The 20,831-nt window shown below is 62.1% G+C and carries 23 protein-coding genes and 2 tRNA genes; 10 read left to right on the top strand and 15 right to left on the bottom strand.

What is annotated here, in order from left to right; genetic code table 11:
- Positions 1-207, bottom strand: coding sequence for an LPS translocon maturation chaperone LptM (gene lptM / locus ACSQ3G_RS17460; protein ID WP_038590638.1), 207 nt, complete (start codon positions 205-207; stop codon positions 1-3).
- Between the two features lie 103 nt (positions 208-310).
- On the bottom strand, positions 311-1,714 hold the full coding sequence (gene argH, locus ACSQ3G_RS17455) for an argininosuccinate lyase (protein ID WP_436110930.1): 1,404 nt from the start codon (positions 1,712-1,714) through the stop codon (positions 311-313).
- 23 nt (positions 1,715-1,737) lie between these two features.
- On the opposite strand from argH, the gene tlpA reads away from it, so the two are divergent.
- Positions 1,738-2,406, top strand: a complete 669-nt coding sequence (gene tlpA / locus ACSQ3G_RS17450; protein ID WP_436110929.1) for a thiol:disulfide interchange protein TlpA — start codon at positions 1,738-1,740, stop codon at positions 2,404-2,406.
- A gap of 331 nt (positions 2,407-2,737) precedes the next feature.
- On the opposite strand, the gene ACSQ3G_RS17445 is transcribed toward tlpA, so the two are convergent.
- From ACSQ3G_RS17445 to ACSQ3G_RS17415, 7 genes are all read right to left on the bottom strand, one after another.
- Positions 2,738-3,619: a 3-hydroxybutyryl-CoA dehydrogenase gene (locus ACSQ3G_RS17445; RefSeq protein WP_105431194.1), complete on the bottom strand. Its 882-nt coding sequence runs from the start codon at positions 3,617-3,619 to the stop codon at positions 2,738-2,740.
- Positions 3,620-3,764: 145 nt separating this feature from the next.
- Positions 3,765-4,694 carry an electron transfer flavoprotein subunit alpha/FixB family protein gene (locus tag ACSQ3G_RS17440; RefSeq protein WP_436110928.1) on the bottom strand — a complete coding sequence of 310 codons (930 nt, stop codon included), beginning with the start codon at positions 4,692-4,694 and terminating at the stop codon, positions 3,765-3,767.
- Positions 4,695-4,713: 19 nt separating this feature from the next.
- Entirely contained in the window at positions 4,714-5,460 is a 747-nt protein-coding gene (locus ACSQ3G_RS17435; protein WP_436110927.1) for an electron transfer flavoprotein subunit beta/FixA family protein, read from the bottom strand.
- Between the two features lie 139 nt (positions 5,461-5,599).
- Positions 5,600-6,346, bottom strand: coding sequence for a rhomboid family intramembrane serine protease (locus ACSQ3G_RS17430; RefSeq protein ID WP_046637228.1), 747 nt, complete (start codon positions 6,344-6,346; stop codon positions 5,600-5,602).
- Positions 6,347-6,370: 24 nt separating this feature from the next.
- Positions 6,371-6,943, bottom strand: coding sequence for a cob(I)yrinic acid a,c-diamide adenosyltransferase (locus ACSQ3G_RS17425; RefSeq protein WP_436110926.1), 573 nt, complete (start codon positions 6,941-6,943; stop codon positions 6,371-6,373).
- A gap of 15 nt (positions 6,944-6,958) precedes the next feature.
- Positions 6,959-7,162: a twin transmembrane helix small protein gene (locus tag ACSQ3G_RS17420; protein WP_037081726.1), complete on the bottom strand. Its 204-nt coding sequence runs from the start codon at positions 7,160-7,162 to the stop codon at positions 6,959-6,961.
- Positions 7,163-7,179: 17 nt separating this feature from the next.
- The gene (locus ACSQ3G_RS17415; RefSeq protein WP_436110925.1) at positions 7,180-8,013 is read right to left on the bottom strand and encodes an SDR family oxidoreductase; all 834 of its coding nucleotides are present in this window, start codon (positions 8,011-8,013) and stop codon (positions 7,180-7,182) included.
- Positions 8,014-8,083: 70 nt separating this feature from the next.
- Between ACSQ3G_RS17415 and ACSQ3G_RS17410 the strand changes: the two genes are divergently transcribed.
- The gene (locus tag ACSQ3G_RS17410) at positions 8,084-9,058 is read left to right on the top strand and encodes a YihY/virulence factor BrkB family protein (RefSeq protein ID WP_046637231.1); all 975 of its coding nucleotides are present in this window, start codon (positions 8,084-8,086) and stop codon (positions 9,056-9,058) included.
- Here the strand turns inward: ACSQ3G_RS17410 and gluQRS are convergent.
- Positions 8,987-9,883, bottom strand: a complete 897-nt coding sequence (gene gluQRS / locus ACSQ3G_RS17405; RefSeq protein ID WP_436110924.1) for a tRNA glutamyl-Q(34) synthetase GluQRS — start codon at positions 9,881-9,883, stop codon at positions 8,987-8,989. The genes ACSQ3G_RS17410 and gluQRS overlap by 72 nt on opposite strands.
- A gap of 47 nt (positions 9,884-9,930) precedes the next feature.
- Here gluQRS and ACSQ3G_RS17400 point away from each other — a divergent pair, with 47 nt between their 5' ends.
- Entirely contained in the window at positions 9,931-10,572 is a 642-nt protein-coding gene (locus tag ACSQ3G_RS17400; protein ID WP_436110923.1) for a DNA-3-methyladenine glycosylase family protein, read from the top strand.
- Between the two features lie 101 nt (positions 10,573-10,673).
- A complete protein-coding gene (locus ACSQ3G_RS17395; RefSeq protein WP_046605335.1) occupies positions 10,674-11,231 on the top strand; it encodes an HNH endonuclease in 558 nt (185 codons plus the stop codon).
- A gap of 42 nt (positions 11,232-11,273) precedes the next feature.
- On the opposite strand, the gene ACSQ3G_RS17390 is transcribed toward ACSQ3G_RS17395, so the two are convergent.
- A complete protein-coding gene (locus ACSQ3G_RS17390; protein WP_436111735.1) occupies positions 11,274-11,783 on the bottom strand; it encodes a disulfide bond formation protein B in 510 nt (169 codons plus the stop codon).
- Between the two features lie 263 nt (positions 11,784-12,046).
- Here ACSQ3G_RS17390 and ACSQ3G_RS17385 point away from each other — a divergent pair.
- Positions 12,047-12,123, top strand: a tRNA-Arg gene (locus ACSQ3G_RS17385).
- 250 nt (positions 12,124-12,373) lie between these two features.
- On the opposite strand, the gene ACSQ3G_RS17380 is transcribed toward ACSQ3G_RS17385, so the two are convergent.
- Positions 12,374-13,252, bottom strand: coding sequence for a LysR family transcriptional regulator (locus ACSQ3G_RS17380; RefSeq protein ID WP_436110922.1), 879 nt, complete (start codon positions 13,250-13,252; stop codon positions 12,374-12,376).
- 151 nt (positions 13,253-13,403) lie between these two features.
- Between ACSQ3G_RS17380 and ACSQ3G_RS17375 the strand changes: the two genes are divergently transcribed.
- Positions 13,404-14,057 (top strand): hydrolase, encoded by a 654-nt coding sequence (locus ACSQ3G_RS17375; RefSeq protein ID WP_105405232.1) that lies wholly within the window; start codon positions 13,404-13,406, stop codon positions 14,055-14,057.
- A gap of 167 nt (positions 14,058-14,224) precedes the next feature.
- Here ACSQ3G_RS17375 and ACSQ3G_RS17370 read toward each other — a convergent pair whose 3' ends face one another.
- Both ACSQ3G_RS17370 and ACSQ3G_RS17365 read right to left on the bottom strand, forming a co-directional pair.
- Complete coding sequence (locus ACSQ3G_RS17370; protein ID WP_436110921.1) at positions 14,225-15,040, bottom strand: methyltransferase domain-containing protein; 816 nt, start codon at positions 15,038-15,040, stop codon at positions 14,225-14,227.
- A gap of 169 nt (positions 15,041-15,209) precedes the next feature.
- Positions 15,210-16,103 (bottom strand): LysR family transcriptional regulator, encoded by an 894-nt coding sequence (locus ACSQ3G_RS17365; protein ID WP_436110920.1) that lies wholly within the window; start codon positions 16,101-16,103, stop codon positions 15,210-15,212.
- A 130-nt stretch (positions 16,104-16,233) separates the two neighbouring features.
- On the opposite strand from ACSQ3G_RS17365, the gene ACSQ3G_RS17360 reads away from it, so the two are divergent.
- The 3 genes from ACSQ3G_RS17360 (at position 16,234) to ACSQ3G_RS17350 (ending at position 18,793) form a co-directional block, all read left to right on the top strand.
- Positions 16,234-16,485 carry a DUF1127 domain-containing protein gene (locus ACSQ3G_RS17360; protein ID WP_436110919.1) on the top strand — a complete coding sequence of 84 codons (252 nt, stop codon included), beginning with the start codon at positions 16,234-16,236 and terminating at the stop codon, positions 16,483-16,485.
- Positions 16,486-16,582: 97 nt separating this feature from the next.
- Entirely contained in the window at positions 16,583-18,010 is a 1,428-nt protein-coding gene (locus ACSQ3G_RS17355; protein WP_436110918.1) for an FAD-binding protein, read from the top strand.
- A 402-nt stretch (positions 18,011-18,412) separates the two neighbouring features.
- Positions 18,413-18,793, top strand: a complete 381-nt coding sequence (locus ACSQ3G_RS17350; protein ID WP_436110917.1) for a hypothetical protein — start codon at positions 18,413-18,415, stop codon at positions 18,791-18,793.
- Between the two features lie 87 nt (positions 18,794-18,880).
- Here ACSQ3G_RS17350 and ACSQ3G_RS17345 read toward each other — a convergent pair.
- A tRNA-Leu gene (locus ACSQ3G_RS17345) sits at positions 18,881-18,965 on the bottom strand.
- Positions 18,966-19,195: 230 nt separating this feature from the next.
- On the opposite strand from ACSQ3G_RS17345, the gene ACSQ3G_RS17340 reads away from it, so the two are divergent.
- The gene (locus ACSQ3G_RS17340) at positions 19,196-20,830 is read left to right on the top strand and encodes an AMP-binding protein (RefSeq protein ID WP_436110916.1); all 1,635 of its coding nucleotides are present in this window, start codon (positions 19,196-19,198) and stop codon (positions 20,828-20,830) included.
- Position 20,831: the final 1 nt, after the last annotated feature.

Here is a 20,831-nt window from a genome sequence, read left to right as displayed (position 1 = left end):
TTACAGGAGCGGGTCGAGCAGGAAAGGCCGGTTGGCAACCGGCTCGGCTTTCTGTTCGCCCGGTTTGCCGCTCTTGCGGATGTTCTGCTGCTCCACCGGCGTGCTCGGGCGGTCGAGGCTGCCCTTGCGGCCGCAGCCGACGACAACGATGCCGGCGAGGCTCAGCACAAAGGCGATGCGGGCAATTTTTACCAGGGACTTCGACATTCTATTCCTTCTCCGGCACGGCTGCGGAACTTTCATAGCGAAGTTCCGCGCCCTTGTGCAGTCACTATCCGGCATCACTTCTCGGCGTTCGTTGCGGCCGGCATCAATTCCGGGCGCGCCACCAGGCGATCTGCTTCCTCACTTCCGCCGGCGCGGTGCCGCCGAAGCTGGTGCGGCTGGCCACCGAGGCGTCGACGGACAGGACGTTGAAGACCTTGTCGGTGATATCAGGATTGATCGACTGCAGTTCTTCCAGCGACAGTTCGGAAAGGTCGCAGCCCTTCTCTTCAGCAAGCGCCACGGCGCGACCGGTCACATGATGGGCGTCGCGAAAGGGGAGGCCAACTTCACGCACCAGCCAGTCGGCAAGGTCGGTCGCTATCGAATAACCGGCACCGGCGGCTGCGCGCATCTTGTCGGCACGGATCGTCATGTCGCGCATCATGCCGGTCATGGCCGCGATCGCCAGTTCCAGGTTCTCGGCGCAATCGAAGACCTGTTCCTTGTCTTCCTGCATGTCCTTGGAATAGGCGAGCGGCAGGCCCTTCATGACCGTCAGGAGCGCCACCAGCGAACCGTTGATGCGGCCGGTCTTGGCGCGCACCAGTTCGGCGGCATCCGGGTTCTTCTTCTGCGGCATGATCGACGAGCCGGTCGAAAAAGCATCCGACAGGCGCACGAAACCGAATTGCGGCGTCGACCAGATGACGATCTCTTCGGCGAGGCGCGACAGGTGCACGGCGCAGATCGCCGCGACCGACAGGAATTCCAGCGCGAAATCGCGGTCGGAAACGGTGTCGATCGAGTTGCGGGTCGGCTCGCGGAAGCCGAGAGCCTTGGCCGTCATGTGGCGGTCGATCGGGTAGGGCGTGCCGGCCAGCGCTGCGGCGCCGATCGGGCTTTCGTCGAGATGGTCGATCGCGTGACGGACGCGGGCGCGGTCACGGCCGAACATTTCCACATAGGCCATGCAGTGATGCCCGAAGGTGACCGGCTGGGCGGTCTGGAGGTGGGTGAAACCGGGCATGACCGTATCGGCGTGCTCTTCGGCGCGGTCGAGGAAGGCGGCGATCAGGCCGGTCAGCATCGCTTCCGTCTTGATGAGCTCTTCCTTCACCCAAAGGCGGAAATCGAGCGCCACCTGGTCGTTGCGCGAGCGCGCCGTGTGCAGGCGCCCGGCAGCGGGGCCGATCAGCACGGCCAGCCGCGCCTCGATGTTCATGTGAATGTCTTCGAGCTGCCTAGAGAATTCGAACTTGCCGGTTTCGATCTCTGACATGATCGTGTTCAGGCCGGACACGATAAGGTCTTTATCTTCGCCCGAAATAATGCCCTTTTCCGCCAGCATCGTCGCATGCGCTATTGAGCCGCGGATATCCTGGGCGAACAGCTTCTTGTCGAAACCGATCGAGGCATTTATCTCCTCCATGATCGCATCCGGCCCTGAAGCGAAGCGTCCGCCCCACATCTGGTTGGAGGATACTGCGTCCTTCGTGCCGTCAGCCATGATGCCTAGTCCTGGAGTAATTGATGACGACCAAAAGACTTTTCGGTCTTCCGTCCGCCAGATTGATCGTGATTGCCGCCGTTGCGGGAATACTTGCCGGTGCCGTGGCGGTATACGTGAGTAGTATGGGGTCTGGCAATGGCGAGAGCGGGCTTCTCGCCCAATCCTCCGGCGCCTGCGAAGGTGCCGTCGAGACGGTAAAGTCGGTCTCGCAATTCTCCAAGGGCCAGGTCGCCGCCATGGTTGCCGCCCAACCGCCGAGGCCGCTCGATCTGGTCTTCAAGGGACCGGACGGAAAGGACCTCAAGACCGCGGATTTTGCCGGCAAGACGGTTCTCCTCAATCTCTGGGCCACATGGTGTGGCCCGTGCCGGGAAGAGATGCCGGCGCTGAACGCGCTGCAGAAGGGCATGGGCGGTCCGGACTTCGAGGTCGTGGCGGTGAATATCGATACCGGCAGCGACGAGAAGCCCAAGGCCTTTCTCGCCGAATACGGCATCGATACTCTCGGCTATTACCGCGACAGCTCGATGGGCGTCTTCAATTCGCTGAAGAAGGAAGGCCTCGCCTTCGGCCTGCCGGTGACCTTGATCATGGACAAGAAGGGCTGCCTGATTTCCGCGATGAACGGCCCGGCCGCCTGGGACAGCCCGGATGCCAAGGCGCTGATCACGGCGGCGAAGGGGCCATAGCCCGCAATTTCCAATTGAAATAATGCAGACCGCTACTCTATGCTGCTTTTGGTTGTGATGGCCAAAGCAGACGCGCCCCTGTCAGGCGCATCGGAGGAGATGGGCTCCTCCGACCCGGCGAAGGCCTCGCCATCCAATCGGAGGGTGTGCTATGTGGTTCAAACCATTTAGCATCACGTTTATGATACGGAAAACCCGCACGAGCTGGCAGGCAAGCGTGCGGGTCACATTCCAAAAATAAACCAGAGAGGCGGGCGAAAGCTCGCCTCTCACTCCGTCAATATAGTTTGAAATGCCTTTTCTGACAAGGGAAGGCCAAAATAGCGTCCGCTTACCGCGTCGGAACCGGCACTTCGCCGCGATAGTCATAGAACCCGCGACCGGCCTTGCGGCCCAGCCAGCCGGCTTCGACATATTTCACCAGAAGCGGGCAGGGGCGGTATTTGCTGTCCGCCAAGCCGTCGTGCAGAACCTGCATGATCGACAGGCAGGTGTCGAGGCCGATGAAATCGGCGAGCTGCAGCGGGCCCATCGGATGATTGGCGCCAAGCTTCATGGCGGTGTCGATCGCCTCGACCGAGCCGACGCCTTCATAAAGCGTGTAGATCGCTTCGTTGATCATCGGCAGCAGGATGCGGTTGACGATGAAGGCCGGAAAGTCCTCAGCGACGGTCGCGGTCTTTTCGAGCGCGGTGACATAGTCCTTGGCGGCCCGGAAGGTCGGCTCGTCGGTGGCAATGCCGCGGACCAGTTCGACAAGTTTCATGACCGGAACCGGGTTCATGAAATGTATACCCATGAAGCGCTCCGGACGGTCGGTGGCGGACGCGAGACGGGTAATCGAGAGCGACGAGGTGTTGGTGGCGAGCAGGGCATCAGGCTTCAGGACCGGACAGACCTGCGCATAGATCTTGCGCTTGACGCTCTCGTCTTCCGTCGCAGCCTCGATCACCAGGTCCATCGGCGCGAGGTCGTTGAGGTCCGAAGAACCGGAAATCAGCGAAAGGGCAGCCTTGCGCTCGTCGTCGCCGAGTTTGCCGTTGGAGACCTGGCGGGCGAGATTGCCGTTGATGGTTGCGAGCGCTGCTTCGATCCGGTCCTTGGACACGTCGTACATCTGCACCTTGTAACCGGCGAGAGCCGAAACATGTGCAATGCCGCAGCCCATCTGGCCTGCTCCGATGACGCCGATGCTTTTTATGACCAAACCCATGGTTTCGCTCCCTGGGCGTTTACGCTATCTCTAGCGTACGCCGATTTTATGAAAATGCCGGACTGCATGTATGCAGCCCGGCAGATTGTTATTCCGCTACATGTCGTTTTGCCAGCATTTTTCGCGCTTGCGAAATGAACCGGGCTCAAAGCGCCTTTTCAAGCTTAGGCAGGATTTCGAAGAGATCGCCGACGATGCCGTAGTCGGCGACCTGGAAGATCGGAGCTTCCTCGTCCTTGTTGATGGCGACGATGACCTTCGAATCCTTCATGCCGGCGAGATGCTGGATGGCGCCCGAAATGCCGACCGCAATATAGAGCGCCGGCGCGACCACTTTGCCGGTCTGGCCGACCTGCCAGTCGTTGGGGGCGTAACCGGCGTCGACCGCGGCACGGCTTGCGCCGACGGCAGCGCCGAGCTTATCGGCGACCGGAAGGATGACTTCCTGGAATTTTTCAGACGAACCAAGCGCTCGGCCGCCGGAAATGATGATCTTCGCAGAGGTCAGTTCCGGGCGTTCGGACGACGAGAGGGCATCCGAGACGAAGCTCGACAGGCCCGGGTTCGCCGCAGCCGAGACACTTTCGATCGAGGCGGAGCCGCCTTCGCCAGCCGCCTGGAAGGAAGCGGTGCGCACCGTGATCACCTTTTTGGCGTCGGCCGACTGGACCGTCTGGATGGCGTTGCCGGCGTAGATTGGGCGCTTGAACGTATCCGCCGAAACCACCTCGATGACTTCCGAGATCTGCATGACGTCGAGCAGCGCCGCGACGCGGGGCATGACGTTCTTGGCCGACGCCGTCGCGGCGGCGATGATCGTGTCGTAGGAACCGGCCAGCGAAACGATCAGAGCCGAAAGCGGCTCTGCGAGGTTGTTGGCGTAGTCGGCGCTATCAGCGAGCAGGACCTTGGAAACGCCGGCAAGCTTGGCGGCGGCATCGGCCGCAGCCTTGGCGCCGGAACCGGCGACCAGCACGTGCACGTCACCGCCGATCTTGGAGGCGGCAGAGAGCGCCTTGGCGGTCTGGTCGTTGAGGCTCGAACCGTCGTGTTCTGCCAGAAGAAGAATGGCCATGATGATGTTCTCCCTTTCCTTACAGAACGCCTGATGTCTTCAAGGCGCTGACAAGTTCCTCGACCGTCTTCACCTTGATGCCTGCCTTGCGGCCGCCCGGCTCCTCGGTCTTCAGGACCTTGAGCCGCGGCGCGGTGTCGACGCCGAAATCCGACGGCGTCTTCTTGTCGAGCGGCTTCTTCTTGGCCTTCATGATGTTCGGCAGCGAGGCGTAACGCGGCTCGTTCAGGCGAAGGTCGGTGGTGACGACGGCCGGAAGCTTGACTTCGATCGTCTGCAGGCCGCCGTCGACTTCGCGGGTCACTTTTGCGGAACCGTCTGCGAGCTCGATCTTCGAGGCAAAGGTCGCCTGGGCGGAACCGAGCAGGGCTGCCAGCATCTGGCCGGTCTGGTTCGAATCGTCATCGATCGCCTGCTTGCCGACGATGATCAGCCCCGGCTGTTCGGCATCGACGATACCCTTCAGGATCTTGGCCACGGCAAGCGGCTCGACCACGTCGTCGGTCTCGACCAGGATCGCCCGATCGGCGCCCATGGCAAGCGCGGTGCGCAGTGTCTCTTCGGCCTTGGCCGGGCCGATCGACACGACCACCACTTCTTCCGCCTTGCCGGCTTCCTTCAGCCGCAAAGCCTCCTCGACGGAGATTTCGTCGAAGGGGTTCATCGACATCTTCACATTGGCAAGCTCGACACCCGTGCCGTCCGGCTTCACCCGGATCTTCACGTTGTAATCGACCACTCGCTTGACTGGCACCAGGATCTTCATGGGGTCCTTCCTTGACTATCTCCAGCCGCAAATTGCGACATTTGCTGCTTCCTCATTTGTCAGTTGGCGACATGGATACGCATTTTTCGCGCGATTACAACGCGGATTTGCCGCCGGGCATTGCCGTTTTCTCATAGTTCTATTCGGTTGCCGCGGCGACCCGCGGAACGTCCGGCTTAAGCTCGACTGCCTTCGGGGTCACGATGTTGCGGTCGAACAGCGGCACGCCCTTGCGGCGCATGAAGAGCACGAGGATGGCGCCCGCGATGATGCCGCCCACATGCGCGCCCCAGGAGACCATGCCGTCGAGATCGAGCGCCAGCATGGCGAACTGCTGGACGATCCAGAGCGCAAGCGGAATGAAGGCGGGCAGCGGCAGCGGAATTCGGAAGAGCACCAGCACCCAGACCCGCACGCGAGGATGCAGCAGGAAATAGGCCGCAACCACGCCGGAGATCGCCCCGGATGCGCCGATCAGCGGGCCCTCCGAACTCGACGCCACGAAACCATGGAGAGCGGCGCCCGCCGCTGCGCAGATAAGATAGAAGGCGAGGAACTTCACATGTCCCAGCGCGTCCTCGACATTGTCGCCGAACACCCAGAGGAACAGCATGTTCGAGGCGAGATGCCAGAAGTCGATATGCAGGAAGGCATAGGTGACGAAGGTCAGGTCGTCGGGCACGATCACGAGAGACGGATCGAGCGTCGCGTAGTTGAAGATCACCGCCGGAATGAAGCCGAGCCCGAGCGAGGCGTGTTCGGCCACTTCAGGTGCGGAAAAATTGGTGAACAGCCATATCAGCACGTTGATGGCGATGATGCTGATCGTGACATATTGCACGCGGATGTATTTGAGTTCGACGGCGTCGTGCAGCGGGATGAACATGCTGTGGCTCCTCCGCCGTTGCGGTTATCGGTTCTTGCCCGGGATCCAGAGTATATCGGCTTTGCCGCCGTCATTGGCAAAACGCGCCGCCACGAACAGAAAGTCGGAAAGCCGGTTGATATATTTCAACGCCGGCGCGCCGACGGTCTCGCTTCGGGACAGCTCGACCATCAGCCGTTCGGCGCGGCGCGACACGGTGCGGGCAAGATGAAGATGAGCGGCGGCGGCAGAGCCGCCGGGCAGCACGAAGGAGGTCAGCGGATCGAGATGGGCGTTGAGCGCGTCGATCTCCGTTTCCAGCCGCGTCGCCTGGGCTTCGATGATGCGGAGCGGCTCGTAGTCGAGCTTCTCGCCGGTATCCGGCGCGGCTAGATCGGCGCCGAGATCGAAAAGGTCGTTCTGGATACGGAAGAGCATGGCATCGAGCTCGGCCATGCCCGAAATGTGCAGGCGTGCCAGTCCGATCGTCGAATTGGTCTCGTCGACCGTGCCATAGGCTTCGACACGCAGGTCGTGCTTGTCGCGGCGCGGACCCGAAACCAGCGCCGTGGTGCCGTTATCGCCGGTGCGCGTGTAGATCTTGTTGAGCTTTACCATCCGCCGTCATCAGAATCAGGTCGGGCGACCGCCGCCCGTAATCCAGAGAGTGAGCATGATGAGGACGATTGCAACCGCCTGCAAGAGAATACGCAATTGCATCAGCTTATTGGATTTGTTGGCGTCGGTGCCCTTCAGCATGTTGAACAGCCCACGGATCAGTACGAGCGCGACGAGGCCCATGACGATCAGGGCAAGCACGGTTGTGAAAGTAGACATTGTCGGATTGCTGCCTTTCAATCCAGCCGGCGCATCAGGTTATAAAAGAGCGCGGCCGGGAGTATTCTTTTCAGGAAAGCGCCCTGCTTGGCGGGCTTCGTTACCAGATAATGTGGCTTCGGACGAGGTGCGGTCAAGGCATGCGTCAAGACGTCATAGACCGCTTCGGGCCCAAGCTTGTGGCGGCTGGCCTGACCCCCTCCCTCGAGGCGGCTCAGCTGCCTGCGATACTGCTCCGCATGGACCGAACCTTCGAGGTCGACATGCTCGCGGATCTTGGCAAGAGCATTGGCCGTGAAGCGCGAGGTGATCGGGCCGGGTTCGATGAGGCTCACCGCGATGCCGCTGCCTTCGAGTTCCATGCGCATGGTGATCGTCAGCCCTTCAAGTGCGTATTTCGAGGCCGTGTAGGCGCCGCGGTAACGATAGGGCAATAGCCCCAATATCGACGAGCAGTTGACGATGCGGCCCTGGCCCCTTGCGCGCATGACCGGGATCACCCGCCGCGTCAGCTCATGCCAACCGAAGAAATTCGTCTCGAACTGCTCGCGCAGCACGTCGGTCCCCAGGTCCTCCACTGCACCCGCCTGGCCGTAGGCGCCGTTGTTGAACAGTGCATCGAGCCGTCCGCCGGTGCGATCCAGCACGGTTTCCACCAAGGCTGCGATCGTATCGGGCCTAGTATAATCCATCAGCAGGGTTTCGATGCCGTCTGCTTCGAGCGGGGTAAGATCTGCCTGCCTGCGCACCGTCGCGAACACCCGCCAGCCGTCCGCCTTCAGAGCCCGGGCGCAATGGGCGCCGATGCCGGAGGAACAGCCGGTAACGATGATCGTTCTATTTTCGGCCATTCAGTAAGGCTCCCTGTACAATCGAAAGAGTTCCTCCCATATTTCCCGCCACGTCACAACGGAGTTGCCCTTGCCCGAAGAAAACCGCCCCGTCCGGTGGTATCGCCTCGCCTTCAAGGTTCTTTGGGACGCCTACTGGCACTTCTCGGATGACGATGGCTGGGCGATGGCGAGCCATGTCGCGCTTTCCGGCCTGCTGGCGCTGTTTCCGTTCCTGATCTTCGGCACGGCGCTCGCCGGTTTCCTGGGAGCCGGCGGTTTTTCGGAAACCGCGGTGCATCTCCTCTTCGACACCTGGCCGGCGAATATCGCCGCACCGATCGCTTCCGAGATCCGCCAGGTGCTGGAAATCCCGCGCGGCGGGCTGCTGACGATCTCGGTCCTGGCGGCTGCGTATTTCGCCTCCAACGGGGTCGAGGCGCTCAGGATTTCCCTCAACCGCGCCTACCGCGTGACGGAAACCCGGCCCTGGTACGTGACCCGTCTCGCCAGCCTCGGTTATGTGATCGTCGCCGTCGTCATCTTCGCGGTGATCAGCATCCTGCTCGTCGCGGTGCCGGTCGCGCTCCGCTTTGCCGAAACCCGTTTTCCCTGGCTGATCGGCGACCTGACGCGGGCCGCCAACTGGGGCCTTTATGGCACAGCCCTCTTGCTGATGATCGGTCTGCTGCTTTCGCACAAATGGCTGCCAGCCGGGCGGAGGCGGATCATCGACGTGCTGCCGGGCGTGACGCTGACGATCGTCATCTGGACCGCGTTCGGTCTCGGTTTCGCCTCCTACCTCTCGACTTTCGCCAACTATGCGGCGACCTATGCGGGGCTGGCGTCGATCATGATCGTGCTAGTCTTCCTCTACATGATCAGCGTGATCTTCATCCTCGGCGCCGAGTTCAACGCCGCCTTGATGAAATACCGGATCTATTCGGTCTTCTCCCGGTTCCGGCGGGAGCGCCGCAAGCGCGGCCAAGCGCCGTCAAAAGCCAACCAGGCGACGGATGTCGGCAACGGAGAAACCCTGGCCGCGAAGCGCCGCGAGCCCGGTTGAGCCCTCGCTTTTCGAAAGCTTCCTGCCATCCGCTCCCATGACCAGCCGGTGGTGGTGATAGACCGGCTGGGGAAGGCCCAGCAATTCCTGCAACAGCCTGTGTACCGCCGTCGCTTCGAAAAGATCGAGCCCGCGCACGACGTGGCTGATCCCCTGCGCGGCATCATCCACCGTCACCGACAGGTGGTAGCTTGACGGTGCATCCGAGCGGGAGAGGATCACATCGCCCCAGGCCGACGGATCGGCGATGATCTCGCCGCGTTTTCCGTCGCCGGTCTCGATCCAACTCAGCGGGGCCTCGATCAGGCCAAGCGCCTTTCCCATGTCGAGACGAAAGGCGTGCCGGACACCATCGGCGATCAGCCTCCGCCGCTCCATCTGGCTGCGATGGCGGTCATCGTCGGGATAGAGCGGCGACCCATCCGGATCGCGCGGCCAGCTCTTCCCGTCCGCCTCGGAGGCCGCGACCCTGGCTTTCACCTCGCCGCGGGTCAGGAAGGCCGGATAGACGAGATCCATTTCGGTCAACCGGTCGAGGGCCGCATGGTAGGCATCGAAATGTTCGGATTGCCGCCGCACCGGCTCTTCCCATCCAAGCCCCAGCCAGGCGAGATCACGATAGATCGCCTGCTCGAACTCCGGCGTGCAGCGCGCAAGGTCGATATCCTCGATGCGTAGCAGGGAACGGCCGCCATTCGCTCTCGCCATGTCGTGGTTGAGGAATGCCGACAGGGCGTGGCCGAGATGCAGAAATCCGTTCGGGCTTGGCGCGAAACGATAGACCGGTTTATCAGAAGGCGGAGCGGGCATGATTTCTTCTGCCATGCTTTTTGAAAAACGGCCATGGGGAGCAACCGGTGGGGAGACAGGCGGTGGCGATCATCCGCGATCATTCCGACATCCAGGCGGGGCTCGAGGCGCTGGTGGCGCTCGATCCGCGGCTTGCCGATGTCGTCGAGGCTTCCGGCCCGGTGCCGCTCAGGCTGAACGAGCCGGGCTTTTCCGGCCTTGCGTCGATCGTCGTCTCGCAGATGGTGTCGAGGGCGAGTGCCGAGGCGATCTGGCGGAGGATGGCGGCCGCCGGCCCGGTGACCGCCGAAGGGTATAGGGCGCTCGACCCCGCCGTAGTCGCCACGTTCGGCCTCTCGCGGGCAAAGGCGGCGACGCTTCTTCATTTGTCCACAGCAATTTCGGAAGGCCATTTCGATCTCGCATCCGTCTGCGCGCTCGAAACGGGTGAAGCGATCCGCAAGATGACGGCACTTCCCGGCATCGGTCCATGGACGGCGGAAGTCTACCTGATGTTCTGCGGCGGACATGCCGATATTTTTCCGACGGGCGATGTGGCGCTGCAGGCCGCGGTCAGCCATGCGCTCGGCCTCGAAACACGGCCGTCGGCTAAAAATCTGGGGGTGATGGCTGAAATCTGGGCGCCGTGGCGATCCGTCGCGGCCCGGCTTTTCTGGGCTTATTATGCGGCGAAAATGCGCCGCGACGTCACGCCTCTCGGCTGAAGCCGGGAACAAGTATCCCACTGCATTTATTGGGCTTCACATTCCTGTAACAACGGACCTAATATAGAAAGTACGGATGCCGAATCGGGTAGGAGCGTCATTTGACGATTGCAGTCTCCCCGCAGGCCCTGCCGGCGCTCGTCCTGAACGCCGACTACCGGCCGCTGAGTTATTATCCCTTGTCGCTTTGGTCCTGGCAGGACGCGATCAAGGCAGTTTTTCTTGACCGTGTGAACATCATCGCGGAATACGATCATTCGGTCTGCTCGCCGAGCTTCTCGATGAAGCTGCCGAGCGTCGTCAGCCTCAAGACCTATGTCCAGCCGACCCGCAACCCCGCGTTCACCCGGTTCAACGTCTTCCTGCGCGACAGGTTCGAGTGCCAGTATTGCGGCGACCATGACGACCTGACCTTCGACCACGTCATCCCGCGCGCTCATGGCGGCGAGACGACCTGGGAGAATGTCGTGGCCGCCTGTTCGCCCTGCAATCTGAGGAAGGGCAGCAAGCTGCCGAAGCAGGCCGCCATGTTTCCGCACCAGAAGCCCTACCAGCCGACGGTGCAGGACCTGCATAATAACGGCCGGCTGTTCCCGCCGAACTATCTGCACGAAAGCTGGATGGACTATCTCTACTGGGATACGGAACTGCAGCCGTAAGACGGATGGACGCTGCAAGGATCTGGAATTTGGAAGGCCGCTTCACGCGGCCTTTTTTGCGCCGAGGAACGCGATGGCGGCGAGGATCACGCTCGCAATCACGTTCCAGCCGGCAAACGAGAGGCCAGCCACGCGAAGGGCCGCCTCGGTGCAGGACGGGCCGTGGACCGTGTTCAGATCGGAAAGCAGGCTGCCGGCATTGGTGGTGACGCCAGCCCCGCCGCCGCAGCTTGCCGGACCCTCCCAGAAAGCCCATTCGACGCCCGCGTGATAGACGCCCATGCCGGCGCCGACCAGCATCATCACGCCGATGACGACGAGCAGCGCCCGGGTGACCGAGGCGGGCAGGCCGATTGCCGAGACGACGATCGCCAGGATACCGACCGGAATGCCGTAATAATAGGGATCGCGCTGCAGGAGGCAGAGCGCGCAGGGGATGTAGCCGCCGATATACTGAAATGCCAGCGCCCCGCCGACAGTCGCCGCCATGCCGAGCGTCACGGCCACGGCGTAGCCGATACCGGCGCGGGAACGGGGTGTGGAAGCTGTCAGCGCCATGCGCTTCTCCTGAATGGTTTGACCGGCCGGGACGCCGTGGCCTCCCTTAGAGCAGATGTGCCGGCGCCGTAAGACAAATTATCTTGAACTCGGCACCCGATCGCCACGGGAGGCGCGTTACCAAGTCTCCGCCCTGCGGAAAACATGGGTGTCGCCTTCGGATGATTTGCGTCGACCGCAAATTGGCGATTGATGCGGGCAACATCCTGAGCTAAGAACCACCATCGGACGGAGGCGAGTCATCGCCTTACAGGTTAGCACCCGTAGCTCAGCTGGATAGAGTGTTGGATTCCGATTCCAAAGGTCACAGGTTCGAATCCTGTCGGGTGCGCCACCGCCGATTTCCCTCCACAATATGCTGTAGCCGCTGATTGTCACGTCGTTCCCCTGGTTGCGGCGGGCTCGTGCGTGTGCTCGATCGAGTTTATGCGAAGGCCAAGTGGCGGACGCGATCGATTCACATCTGCCAATTCAGACCTGAACAGATCTGACGTGATGGCTATGGATCGATCCTCGGTTGCAGCCGCCTCGGCTGTCGTGGGCCGGCAAGGGCTTTGCGTCGTTCGTGCCTTGGCGGTAGAGACCTAAGGGTGCGGAGACGGGTCGAAACACTCGATCAGCATTTCGATGAGGACCCCTACCTTCCTGGCGGGATGCTGCGCTGGCGGGCGGACAACATATATACCTGCCGGAGGGACTGGATGGCGTGTCATAACGGGAACCAACGCGCCGGAGGCTAGATATTCACCGATCAGGCCATCGGGGAGGTATGCGATCCCGAGCCCTGCCAAAGCGGCGGCGACCAGAGCCGTGCCATTGTCGGCCTTGAAGCGCCCTTGCGGGCGGACCGTGATGGTTTTGTCGCCGTCCATGAGTTGCCAGGCTTCCGTGCCCTGCATAAGGGCCTGATGGGTGAGCAATTCTTCCGGCGTCTCAGGCGACCCATGCGCTTTGATATAGTCCGGGCTCGCAACGACCTTCCCATAGATCGGTCCGACGCGTCTGGCGATCAGGCTGGAATCCTGAAGATAGCCAAGCCGTATCGCACAATCATAGCCCTCCGCGATGAGATCGACGACGTGATCGCTGTAGCACGTGTGGATTTGGAGCTGCGGGTGGCGTCGCGCCATTTCCGCCAGCACGGGAGCGAAGTGCGTGGGGCCGAAGGAAAGCGGCGCGGCGACTCGCAAGCGCCCGCGAAGGTCACCGGCGGGTAGGATCGTTTCCCTCGCCACCTCGATTTCGGCGGAAACCCTGGCTGCGTGGTCCCGGAAGGTTGCGCCTGCCTCTGTCAGAGAAGCCCCGCGTGTGGATCGGGCCAGGAGTTGGACACCAAGCTCCGCTTCAAGCCGCACAAGCCGTCGGCTGACCATCGATTTGGAGACGCCAAGCCGCAGCGCGGCCGAGGTGACGCCTCCCGCATCAGCAACTTCGACGAATGTCCGGAGATCTTCGATATCCACTCAGCGTTCCTCATTCTGCGACACAGCTTAGCACAGGCGAGGGCTACCGCATCACAAACAGGAATGACAACTTTCGTCCCGCGGCAGCGCCTCGGAGGACGCATGCCTTTTGCGCAAACGCTTCAATAAACCGCCAACATAGGATGAAACCATGACCTTTCGTAACGGCCTTGACTCACTTCTCCGCCCCGAAGATTCCGTCCTCGTCCTGATCGATCATCAGCCCTATCAGCTGACCAACCTCAATAGCCATGATCCTCAGGCAGTCGTCAACAATGTGACCGCGCTGGCGAAGCTGGCAAAAGCTTTCAATGTTCCGACGATCCTCACCAGCGTGATAGCGGATCGTGGCGGCAGGCTCTTCAAGCAAATCACTGACGTCTTCCCGGGGCAGGAAGTGATCGATCGGACCTGGGTGAATACCTGGGAGGACAAGAAGGTGGTGGACCTGGTCAAGGCGACCGGCCGCAAGCAATTGATCATCGCAGGTCTGTGGACCGAAGTTTGCGTAGCGATGCCCGCAATTCAGGCAGCCGGCGAAGGCTGGGACGTGACCGTCATTACCGACGCATCGGGCGGAAGTTCAACCGAGTCTCACCAGGTCGCCATCCAGCGGATGATCGCCGCCGGCGTTAACATGATGACCTGGATGGCTCTTGCTGGCGAATGGCAGCGGGACTGGGCGCGCACCGAGCACGTCGAAGAGCTGACCGAAGTGCTCATCTCGCACATGAGCGGCAGCGGCATCGCGTATCTGTGGGAGCAGCAGCTTCTCAACACGCCCGTGCCGCGCACCGCTGGCTGATCCGGGCGGGGGTGACGAAGGTCTTGAGCGATCCAGCGTCAACAGGCTGGCTGCTTACAGACTTGCGTCACCCCCAACACGCTGGCCGTCTGTGCCTGAACGCAGGGCGGCCGGTGCGATCAACCCACTTCCCTGCCACCCAGTGACTGGGGCCGGCTTGGCCTGCTCTATAGCGGCTTACGGCCGGTCGTTTCGTAGAACAGATGCGAGGTCACGAGCCTGCCCGGATCGGCGAGATCATGCTGCAATTCCGCGATCAGGTCGTTCAATTCATTCCCGTCGGCAAACGTCTCATGGGCGAGTTCGCCGCGGCAGTTGGTTACGAAATCCAGCAGGATCGTGCGTCTCGCATGTCCCGGCGGATAGACGTTCACAATCGGCTTCACGTCGATCTCGACCAGCCCGGCATCGCACAGCAGGCGGTGGGTCTTTCGGCCGATGAACAGATCGACGCCGTGCGCTTCGGCATAGGCGGTATAAATTTTCAGCAAGTGGTCCCATGCCCGCGACGGCGGATCGCAGAGAAGCGCACCGAGGTCCGCCTCGTAGCTCGCAACGGTGCCGCCCGGCCGCACCAATGCAGCCATTTCCGCGACGATGCGCTCCGGCTCCGGCACATTCACGAGGACGAGCCGGGCGGTGACGAGGTCGAAGGCGTCAGGAGGAAGGCCGCTTGCTTTTGCGTCGGCCTCGACGATCTCGACATTGGCGATCCGTTGCGCGGCGATGAACCGGCGCGCGGCCTCCACAAACGCCGCGTTCCTTTCAACACCGACGACCTGTCCGTCGATGCCGACCCGCGCCGCGAGGAGGCCCAGAAGCCCGCGTGGGCCGCAGCCGAGATCGACCACGCGCGCGCCGCCGGCGATGTTCAGGCGATCGAGAAAGCGCTCCGCCTCCGGCTTGAGCAGATCGGTTTGCTCCAGGAGCCGGCGGCTCTCGGCTTCGCCTTGCCCAAGCAGGTAGAAATCTCGTTTCAGCATTTCCTCTGTCCTTCCGCTGAGATGGCCCTGGCAGCATCGATCAGCGTGCGGCGCGTTACAATCGGCCTCGATGGCGATTTACTCTTCCGAAATGCGAGAGAATGCGGGTAGGCCCCGGGGTTCGCGGGAGGGGGCAGTGGGCCGACATGATCTCTCTTCAGGCCGTGGACTATAACCGCTCGCGCTTCAGCCGGGCCGCCAACTCGTCGACGAACAGGCGCGTCTTGGCGAGCGGTATCTTGCCGGACGGCCAGACCGCGTAAATTGGAATCTTGCTGTCTTCGAAGTCTTCGAGAACCACCTCGACGGCGCCCTCATCAACGAGACTGCGAATCTGCCATAACGGCGTGAGCCCGATGCCGAGCCCGCTTGCCACCGCGGCATGCGTCGCTGCCGCGCTGTCGCTGCCGAAGCGTCCATGCACACGCACGGCCTTGGGCCGCCCGCCGATCCGGAATGTCCACGTCTCGCTCGATCCTTCGGCATGGCGCAGGACGCATTGATGTTGCGTCAGATCGTCGGGATGTTCGGGGCGGCCATGTCTGGCAAAGTAATCAGGCGATCCGAAGACCACCGCGCGAAGGTCGCCGAGCCGCCGCGCCTTGAGACTGGAGTCGGCCATATCCCTGATCCGCACCGCCAGGTCGAGACCCTCTTCCAGTAGATCGACCATCCGGTCGGAGACCTTGAGCTGGATCTCGATGCCGGGATAGTGCTGCATGAAGGCGGTGATTGCAGGGACCACATAGGCCGGTGCGAAGAGCACCGGGGCCGCTATCCTGAGCAGGCCGGTCGGCTCGCTGCGCGCATCGGCAGCCTCCAGCCTGGCATCGCGGATTTCCGCCAACGCCGGTTTGACACGATCGTAGAAAGCCCGTCCGGCTTCCGTCAGATATGAGCGGCGGGTGGTGCGCCGCACCAGTTCGACGCCGACGCTCTGCTCCAGTGCCGCAAGCGAGCGGTTGATAGACTGCAGCGACCGGCGCAGATGACGCGCCGCCGCTGTCTGGCTGCCTTTCTCGCCGATGGCCAGGAAGGCCTCGAGGTCATCCAGTCGCTCCATATCCATTCTCTCGTTTTGCGGAAAAGTATATCGCGGCCGCCGCCAATTGTCGCGTCGCGGGCCACCCTCCATCTACGAGTGACGTGCCGGCCCTGTGCCGATTTCGTCAGATAAAGACGGAGACTTCACGATGAGCAAAGCATTCGAAGCGCCGCGAATTCTTCATACCAGCGACCGAGCTGGCGGGTTCCCGAGGACGCTGTTGCGCTGGTGGGACCGGTTCCGCGCCGAGCGCCGAATTCGTGCCCGCGTCAGGAAACTGGGAGCTCTTGACGACCATATACTGCGCGATATCGGCCTGAGCCGCAGCTACGTCGAGCATGTGGCGCGGCACGGACCTGAAACAGGCCGCAGCGGAAACGGGAAAGGCAGCGACTTGTGAACCCGGCGCACCGCCGGAGCTCGGCCCCGCATGGGGAGTTCCAGCACGCGACGGCCGTCAAGTGTCGTACCGGCATTCCCTCTTACGGAGGCATCTCATGACCCTCAACAGACGTAGACTACTCGGCGGCGGCCTCACCTGTGCCGCAGCGTTTGCGACGGACGCGACGAAGGCAGCAGGAGCTGTCGAACGCCCCGCGTTCCCTGCCGCCGGGAGATTTAACTGCTGCGCCGAGGTGGTCGGTGAAGCGTCGGAAGATTTCGGGCATATCATCCACCGCCGGCCTCGCTCCGTGTTCAGGCCGTCCTCCGCCGCCGAAGTCGGGATGGCGATCCGATGGGCCGGCGACAGGGGGCTGAAGGTCGCAGCCCGCGGGCAGGGTCACTCGATCTATGGCCGCTCCATGGCGGATGGCGGCGTGGTGATCGACATGCGTGAGATAAACACCATCCAGCGTGTCGACGCCGATCGCATTGTCGTCGGCGCCGGAGCGACCTGGCGCGAGGTGCTCATCGCCGCCTTGACGAGCGGGCTCGCCCCGCCGGTCCTCACGAATTATCTGGAGCTATCGGTAGGCGGCACGCTTGCCGTCGGCGGTATCGGCGGGTCGACGTCCCGCCACGGCATGCAGACGGACAACGTTCTCGAGATGGATGTCGTGACGGGGGAAGGGCGGGAACTCACCTGTTCGCCGGACCTCAACGCCGATCTCTTCGATGCCGTCCGGGGCGGCCTCGGTCAGTGCGCCGTCATCACGCGGGCGACGCTGCGCCTGGTCCGGGCACCCGAGCGGGTGCGTCGGTTCCAGTTATTCTATCCCGATTTCAAATCGCTGGCCGCGGATCAGCGCCTCGTGCTGGAGGACGGGCGTTTCGACCAGTTGCAGGGTGCCGTCCTTCCCGATGGTACGGGCGGCTGGCGCTACCAGCTCGACGGTGCGGTCTTTTACGACAGCGACGCGGCACCGGACCCGACGGTGCTTGCCGGTTTGTCGGACCAGCGTGGCGCCGCGGTGATCTCGGACCTCACGTATCTCGACGACGCCGTCGCCTTTGCCAAGCTGGAGACCCTTCTGCGGTCGAACGGCCAATGGTCCAATCCTCACCCGTGGTGGCTCACCTTCCTGCGCGGCTCCAACGCCGAGCGTCTTGCCGCCGGGATATTGCAGGGCCTGACCAACGAGGACGTCGGCCCCTTCGGGCGCATCACCTGTTATCCACTCCTGACAGGCGCCGTGCAGACACCTCTGGTCGGGATGCCGGATGAGGACGTTGCCTTTCCCTTCAACATCATCTGTTTTCCGCCCTCGAACGATGTGGCCAAGATCGATGCCATGGTTGCAAGGAACCGCGCGCTCTACGAGCGCGTCCGCAGCGAAGGCGGAGTTCTGTATCCGGTCAGCGCTTTCCCGATGACGAGCGGCGATTGGCAGGATCACTTCGGGCCGGCCTGGCCGCGCCTGCGCCAAGCCAAGGAGCGTTATGACCCCCGTCATACACTGACACCTGGCTATCAAGTCTTCTGATTGCAGCCCTCTGCCGAGAACCTGTCCGAAAGAGGAGTTGAGCGATCGGGGCCACGGATAGATTCCAGAAGGTGTTTGAAGCTGATCCGGAAGCGCCAGGGCACCTGGGATACTATAGTCGCAATCCCCGGCCGTACTCCCTGCATTTGCGGAAAAACGAAAGGACATCGGAAATAACGAATGCGGCCACGCTTCCTGGATTGCTGCTTTTGGACGGTTTCACTTAAACTAATCCGCCGAACGGCCACTGCGCCGGAAAACCGAACATGATCATAAGCTTTTCAAGAGGCGCGACGATGGGGCGTTACGCGTCATCCGCGGAGACTACTTTTAATTGCAACCGATATTGCTGGCTGCTTTTTCGTCTGGCATAGATGTCTCGGAAATTCCGGGGAGCATTTTATGAAGCGTTACAACAAGCAGTTTTTCGCCGCCCTTGCCGTTGCTTTTATTTTCTGCCAGCCGGCTCAGGCCGAGACGACCGATTGGATGAAAGGCATGGATTCCCTCAGATTTGCCGGAAAACTGAATGCCGGCGGTGACATTGTCACCGGGATGGAATGCAAGGACAGCGGGCAGGCATCGCTTGATTACGATAGCGCATTGGTGCGCCTTACCTACAGCAGGAACGTCAAGCACATCGATTGGCTTATCAGCGGCTGGAACAACCTGCCTTCATTCAAGCGGTCTTTCGCAGGTAGGGGCTATAAGATGGTGTCGCAAACGATGTTTGTACGCCAAAAATCCGGCCTTCGACTTTACTGCGGAATCTTCCACAGGTAACCGGCCTGGCCGTGCGAGAATTCAGCAGCCCGCTTGGCCTCTCGACCCATGAAATAGCATAATTAAATCAAAGACTTAAAAATTCTGTGGTGCCCCGTGCCGGAATCGAACCAGCACTCCTTTCGGAACCTGATTTTGAGTCAGGCGCGTCTACCAATTCCGCCAACGGGGCACTCAGGTAGCGGTATGCGCTCTATCACGGGGCCGCACCGGCATGCAAGGGTGAAGTGAGGTTGCAATCTCGCGTACCTGACGCTCAAGAGATTGTCCCGGATCAAGGCTGCCGGATGTGGGTTTTTCCCTTTCCTCCACGGCTTCGCATGTCAGGTCCCCTCCCGTGTCCCCCTTGTATTTTAAGCATCCGGGATGTTAGCTGGTGCAGCAAAAATAGAAGCGCTGCCCATGAAACTGCCTGCTGCCAAGTCCTATGAAGACCTTTTTCGCGATTTCGCCTGGGAAATCCCGCAGCGATTCAACATGGGGGAGGCGGTCAGCGATGCCTGGGCGGAGAAATTTCAAGATCGCATCTGTCTCCAGCATTTCAGCCCGGACGGCTCTCATCCGGCGCTGACCTATGGTGAGCTGTCCGGGCGGTCCGCCTCGCTTGCGAACGCCTTTGTCGCGTTGGGTCTGAAGCCCGGCGACCGCGTCGCACTTCTTCTGCCGCAGAGTTTCGAAACGGTGATCGCGCATGTGGCGATCTACAAGATGGGCGGCATTGCCCTGCCGCTGGCGCTTCTGTTCGGTGCCGAGGCGCTCGAATACCGGTTGAAGGCTTCGGGGGCGGCGGCGATCGTCACCAATCCCTTCGGCCTGTCGCGGTTGGTGGGCTTGCGGGAAAAGCTGCCGGAGCTGCGGCATGTGATCGTTACTGGAGATACGCCCGCCGGCGACGGCCTGCTGGCGCTCGATGCGCTGATTGCCGCGCACCCGCCGCTGTTCGAGGTCGTCGACAGCGGGCCGGACGATCCGGCTCTGATGATCTTCACCTCCGGCACCACCGGCCCGCCGAAGGCGGCGCTGCATGGTCATCGGGTGCTGGCCGGCCATATTCCCGGTTTCCAGCTGGCGCATGAATTCGCACCGCAGCAAGGGGACCGGATCTGGACGCCTTCCGACTGGGCCTGGGCCGGCGGCCTGCTCAACGTGCTGATGCCGGCGCTGATGCTCGGCATTCCCGTCGTCTCTTCGCCCGCTCAGAAATTTGATGCCGACATGGCCTTCCGTATCATGAGCGAAATGGATGTGCGCAACGCGTTCATCCCGCCAACGGCGCTGCGGCTCCTGAAATCCGTCGAAAAGCCGCTTGAAAAATACGATCTCAAGCTGCGGACCATCGCGTCGGCGGGCGAGGCGCTCGGCCGCGAGACCTATGACTGGGCGAAGGCGGCACTGGGGCTGACGGTCAACGAATTCTACGGCCAGACCGAATGCAATTTCGTGCTGTCCTCGGCCGCCAATCTCGGCGTGTCGCGCGGCGGGGCGATCGGGCGGGCGGTGCCGGGCCATCATGTGGCGGTGGTCGACGGCAGGGGCATCGAGCTGCCGGCCGGCAAGATGGGGCAGATCGCCATCCGCCGTCCGGATCCGGTGATGTTCCTCGGCTACTGGAACGACGAGGCCGCCACGGAAGCAAAATTCGCCGGCGACTGGCTCATCACCGGCGATCTCGGACGACAGGACCGCGACGGTTATGTGGAATTCATCGGGCGGGACGACGACGTCATCACCTCGTCCGGTTACCGCATCGGGCCGAGCGAGATCGAGGACTGCCTGACCGGCCATCCGGCGGTGCGGCTGGCAGCCGTGGTCGGCAAGCCGGACCCGATCCGTACCGAGATCGTCAAGGCTTATATCGCGCTCGCGCCCGGCTATCGTCCGAGCGACGAGCTGGCTCTGGAGATCCGCGACTGGGTGAAGACGCGGCTGTCGATGCACGAATATCCGCGCGAGGTCGCTTTCGTCGACGATATTCCGCTAACGACAAGCGGCAAGGTCATCCGCCGGCTGCTGCGGGACAAGGCGGCCGCCGAGTGAT

Source organism: Neorhizobium tomejilense (assembly GCF_964254135.1).
In the GTDB taxonomy this organism is placed as follows: Bacteria; Pseudomonadota; Alphaproteobacteria; order Rhizobiales; family Rhizobiaceae; genus Neorhizobium; species Neorhizobium tomejilense.
The sequence above is the reverse complement of the archived record's forward strand: the minus strand, read 5'-3'. Positions and strand labels throughout refer to the sequence as shown.

Coding starts and splice junctions, on each gene's coding strand:
- ACSQ3G_RS17430 (WP_046637228.1), bottom strand. CDS start 6,346: ATGTTCATCCCGCTGCACGACGCCGTCGAACTCAAATACATCCGCGTG.
- ACSQ3G_RS17445 (WP_105431194.1), bottom strand. CDS start 3,619: ATGGGTTTGGTCATAAAAAGCATCGGCGTCATCGGAGCAGGCCAGATG.
- argH (WP_436110930.1), bottom strand. CDS start 1,714: ATGGCTGACGGCACGAAGGACGCAGTATCCTCCAACCAGATGTGGGGC.
- ACSQ3G_RS17365 (WP_436110920.1), bottom strand. CDS start 16,103: ATGGAGCGACTGGATGACCTCGAGGCCTTCCTGGCCATCGGCGAGAAA.
- ACSQ3G_RS17415 (WP_436110925.1), bottom strand. CDS start 8,013: ATGGCCGAAAATAGAACGATCATCGTTACCGGCTGTTCCTCCGGCATC.
- ACSQ3G_RS17435 (WP_436110927.1), bottom strand. CDS start 5,460: ATGAAGATCCTGGTGCCAGTCAAGCGAGTGGTCGATTACAACGTGAAG.
- ACSQ3G_RS17375 (WP_105405232.1), top strand. CDS start 13,404: ATGACCTTTCGTAACGGCCTTGACTCACTTCTCCGCCCCGAAGATTCC.
- ACSQ3G_RS17425 (WP_436110926.1), bottom strand. CDS start 6,943: ATGGTAAAGCTCAACAAGATCTACACGCGCACCGGCGATAACGGCACC.
- tlpA (WP_436110929.1), top strand. CDS start 1,738: ATGACGACCAAAAGACTTTTCGGTCTTCCGTCCGCCAGATTGATCGTG.
- ACSQ3G_RS17350 (WP_436110917.1), top strand. CDS start 18,413: ATGAAGCGTTACAACAAGCAGTTTTTCGCCGCCCTTGCCGTTGCTTTT.
- ACSQ3G_RS17420 (WP_037081726.1), bottom strand. CDS start 7,162: ATGTCTACTTTCACAACCGTGCTTGCCCTGATCGTCATGGGCCTCGTC.
- lptM (WP_038590638.1), bottom strand. CDS start 207: ATGTCGAAGTCCCTGGTAAAAATTGCCCGCATCGCCTTTGTGCTGAGC.
- ACSQ3G_RS17355 (WP_436110918.1), top strand. CDS start 16,583: ATGACCCTCAACAGACGTAGACTACTCGGCGGCGGCCTCACCTGTGCC.
- ACSQ3G_RS17440 (WP_436110928.1), bottom strand. CDS start 4,694: ATGGCCATTCTTCTTCTGGCAGAACACGACGGTTCGAGCCTCAACGAC.
- ACSQ3G_RS17370 (WP_436110921.1), bottom strand. CDS start 15,040: ATGCTGAAACGAGATTTCTACCTGCTTGGGCAAGGCGAAGCCGAGAGC.
- ACSQ3G_RS17340 (WP_436110916.1), top strand. CDS start 19,196: ATGAAACTGCCTGCTGCCAAGTCCTATGAAGACCTTTTTCGCGATTTC.
- gluQRS (WP_436110924.1), bottom strand. CDS start 9,883: ATGGCAGAAGAAATCATGCCCGCTCCGCCTTCTGATAAACCGGTCTAT.
- ACSQ3G_RS17360 (WP_436110919.1), top strand. CDS start 16,234: ATGAGCAAAGCATTCGAAGCGCCGCGAATTCTTCATACCAGCGACCGA.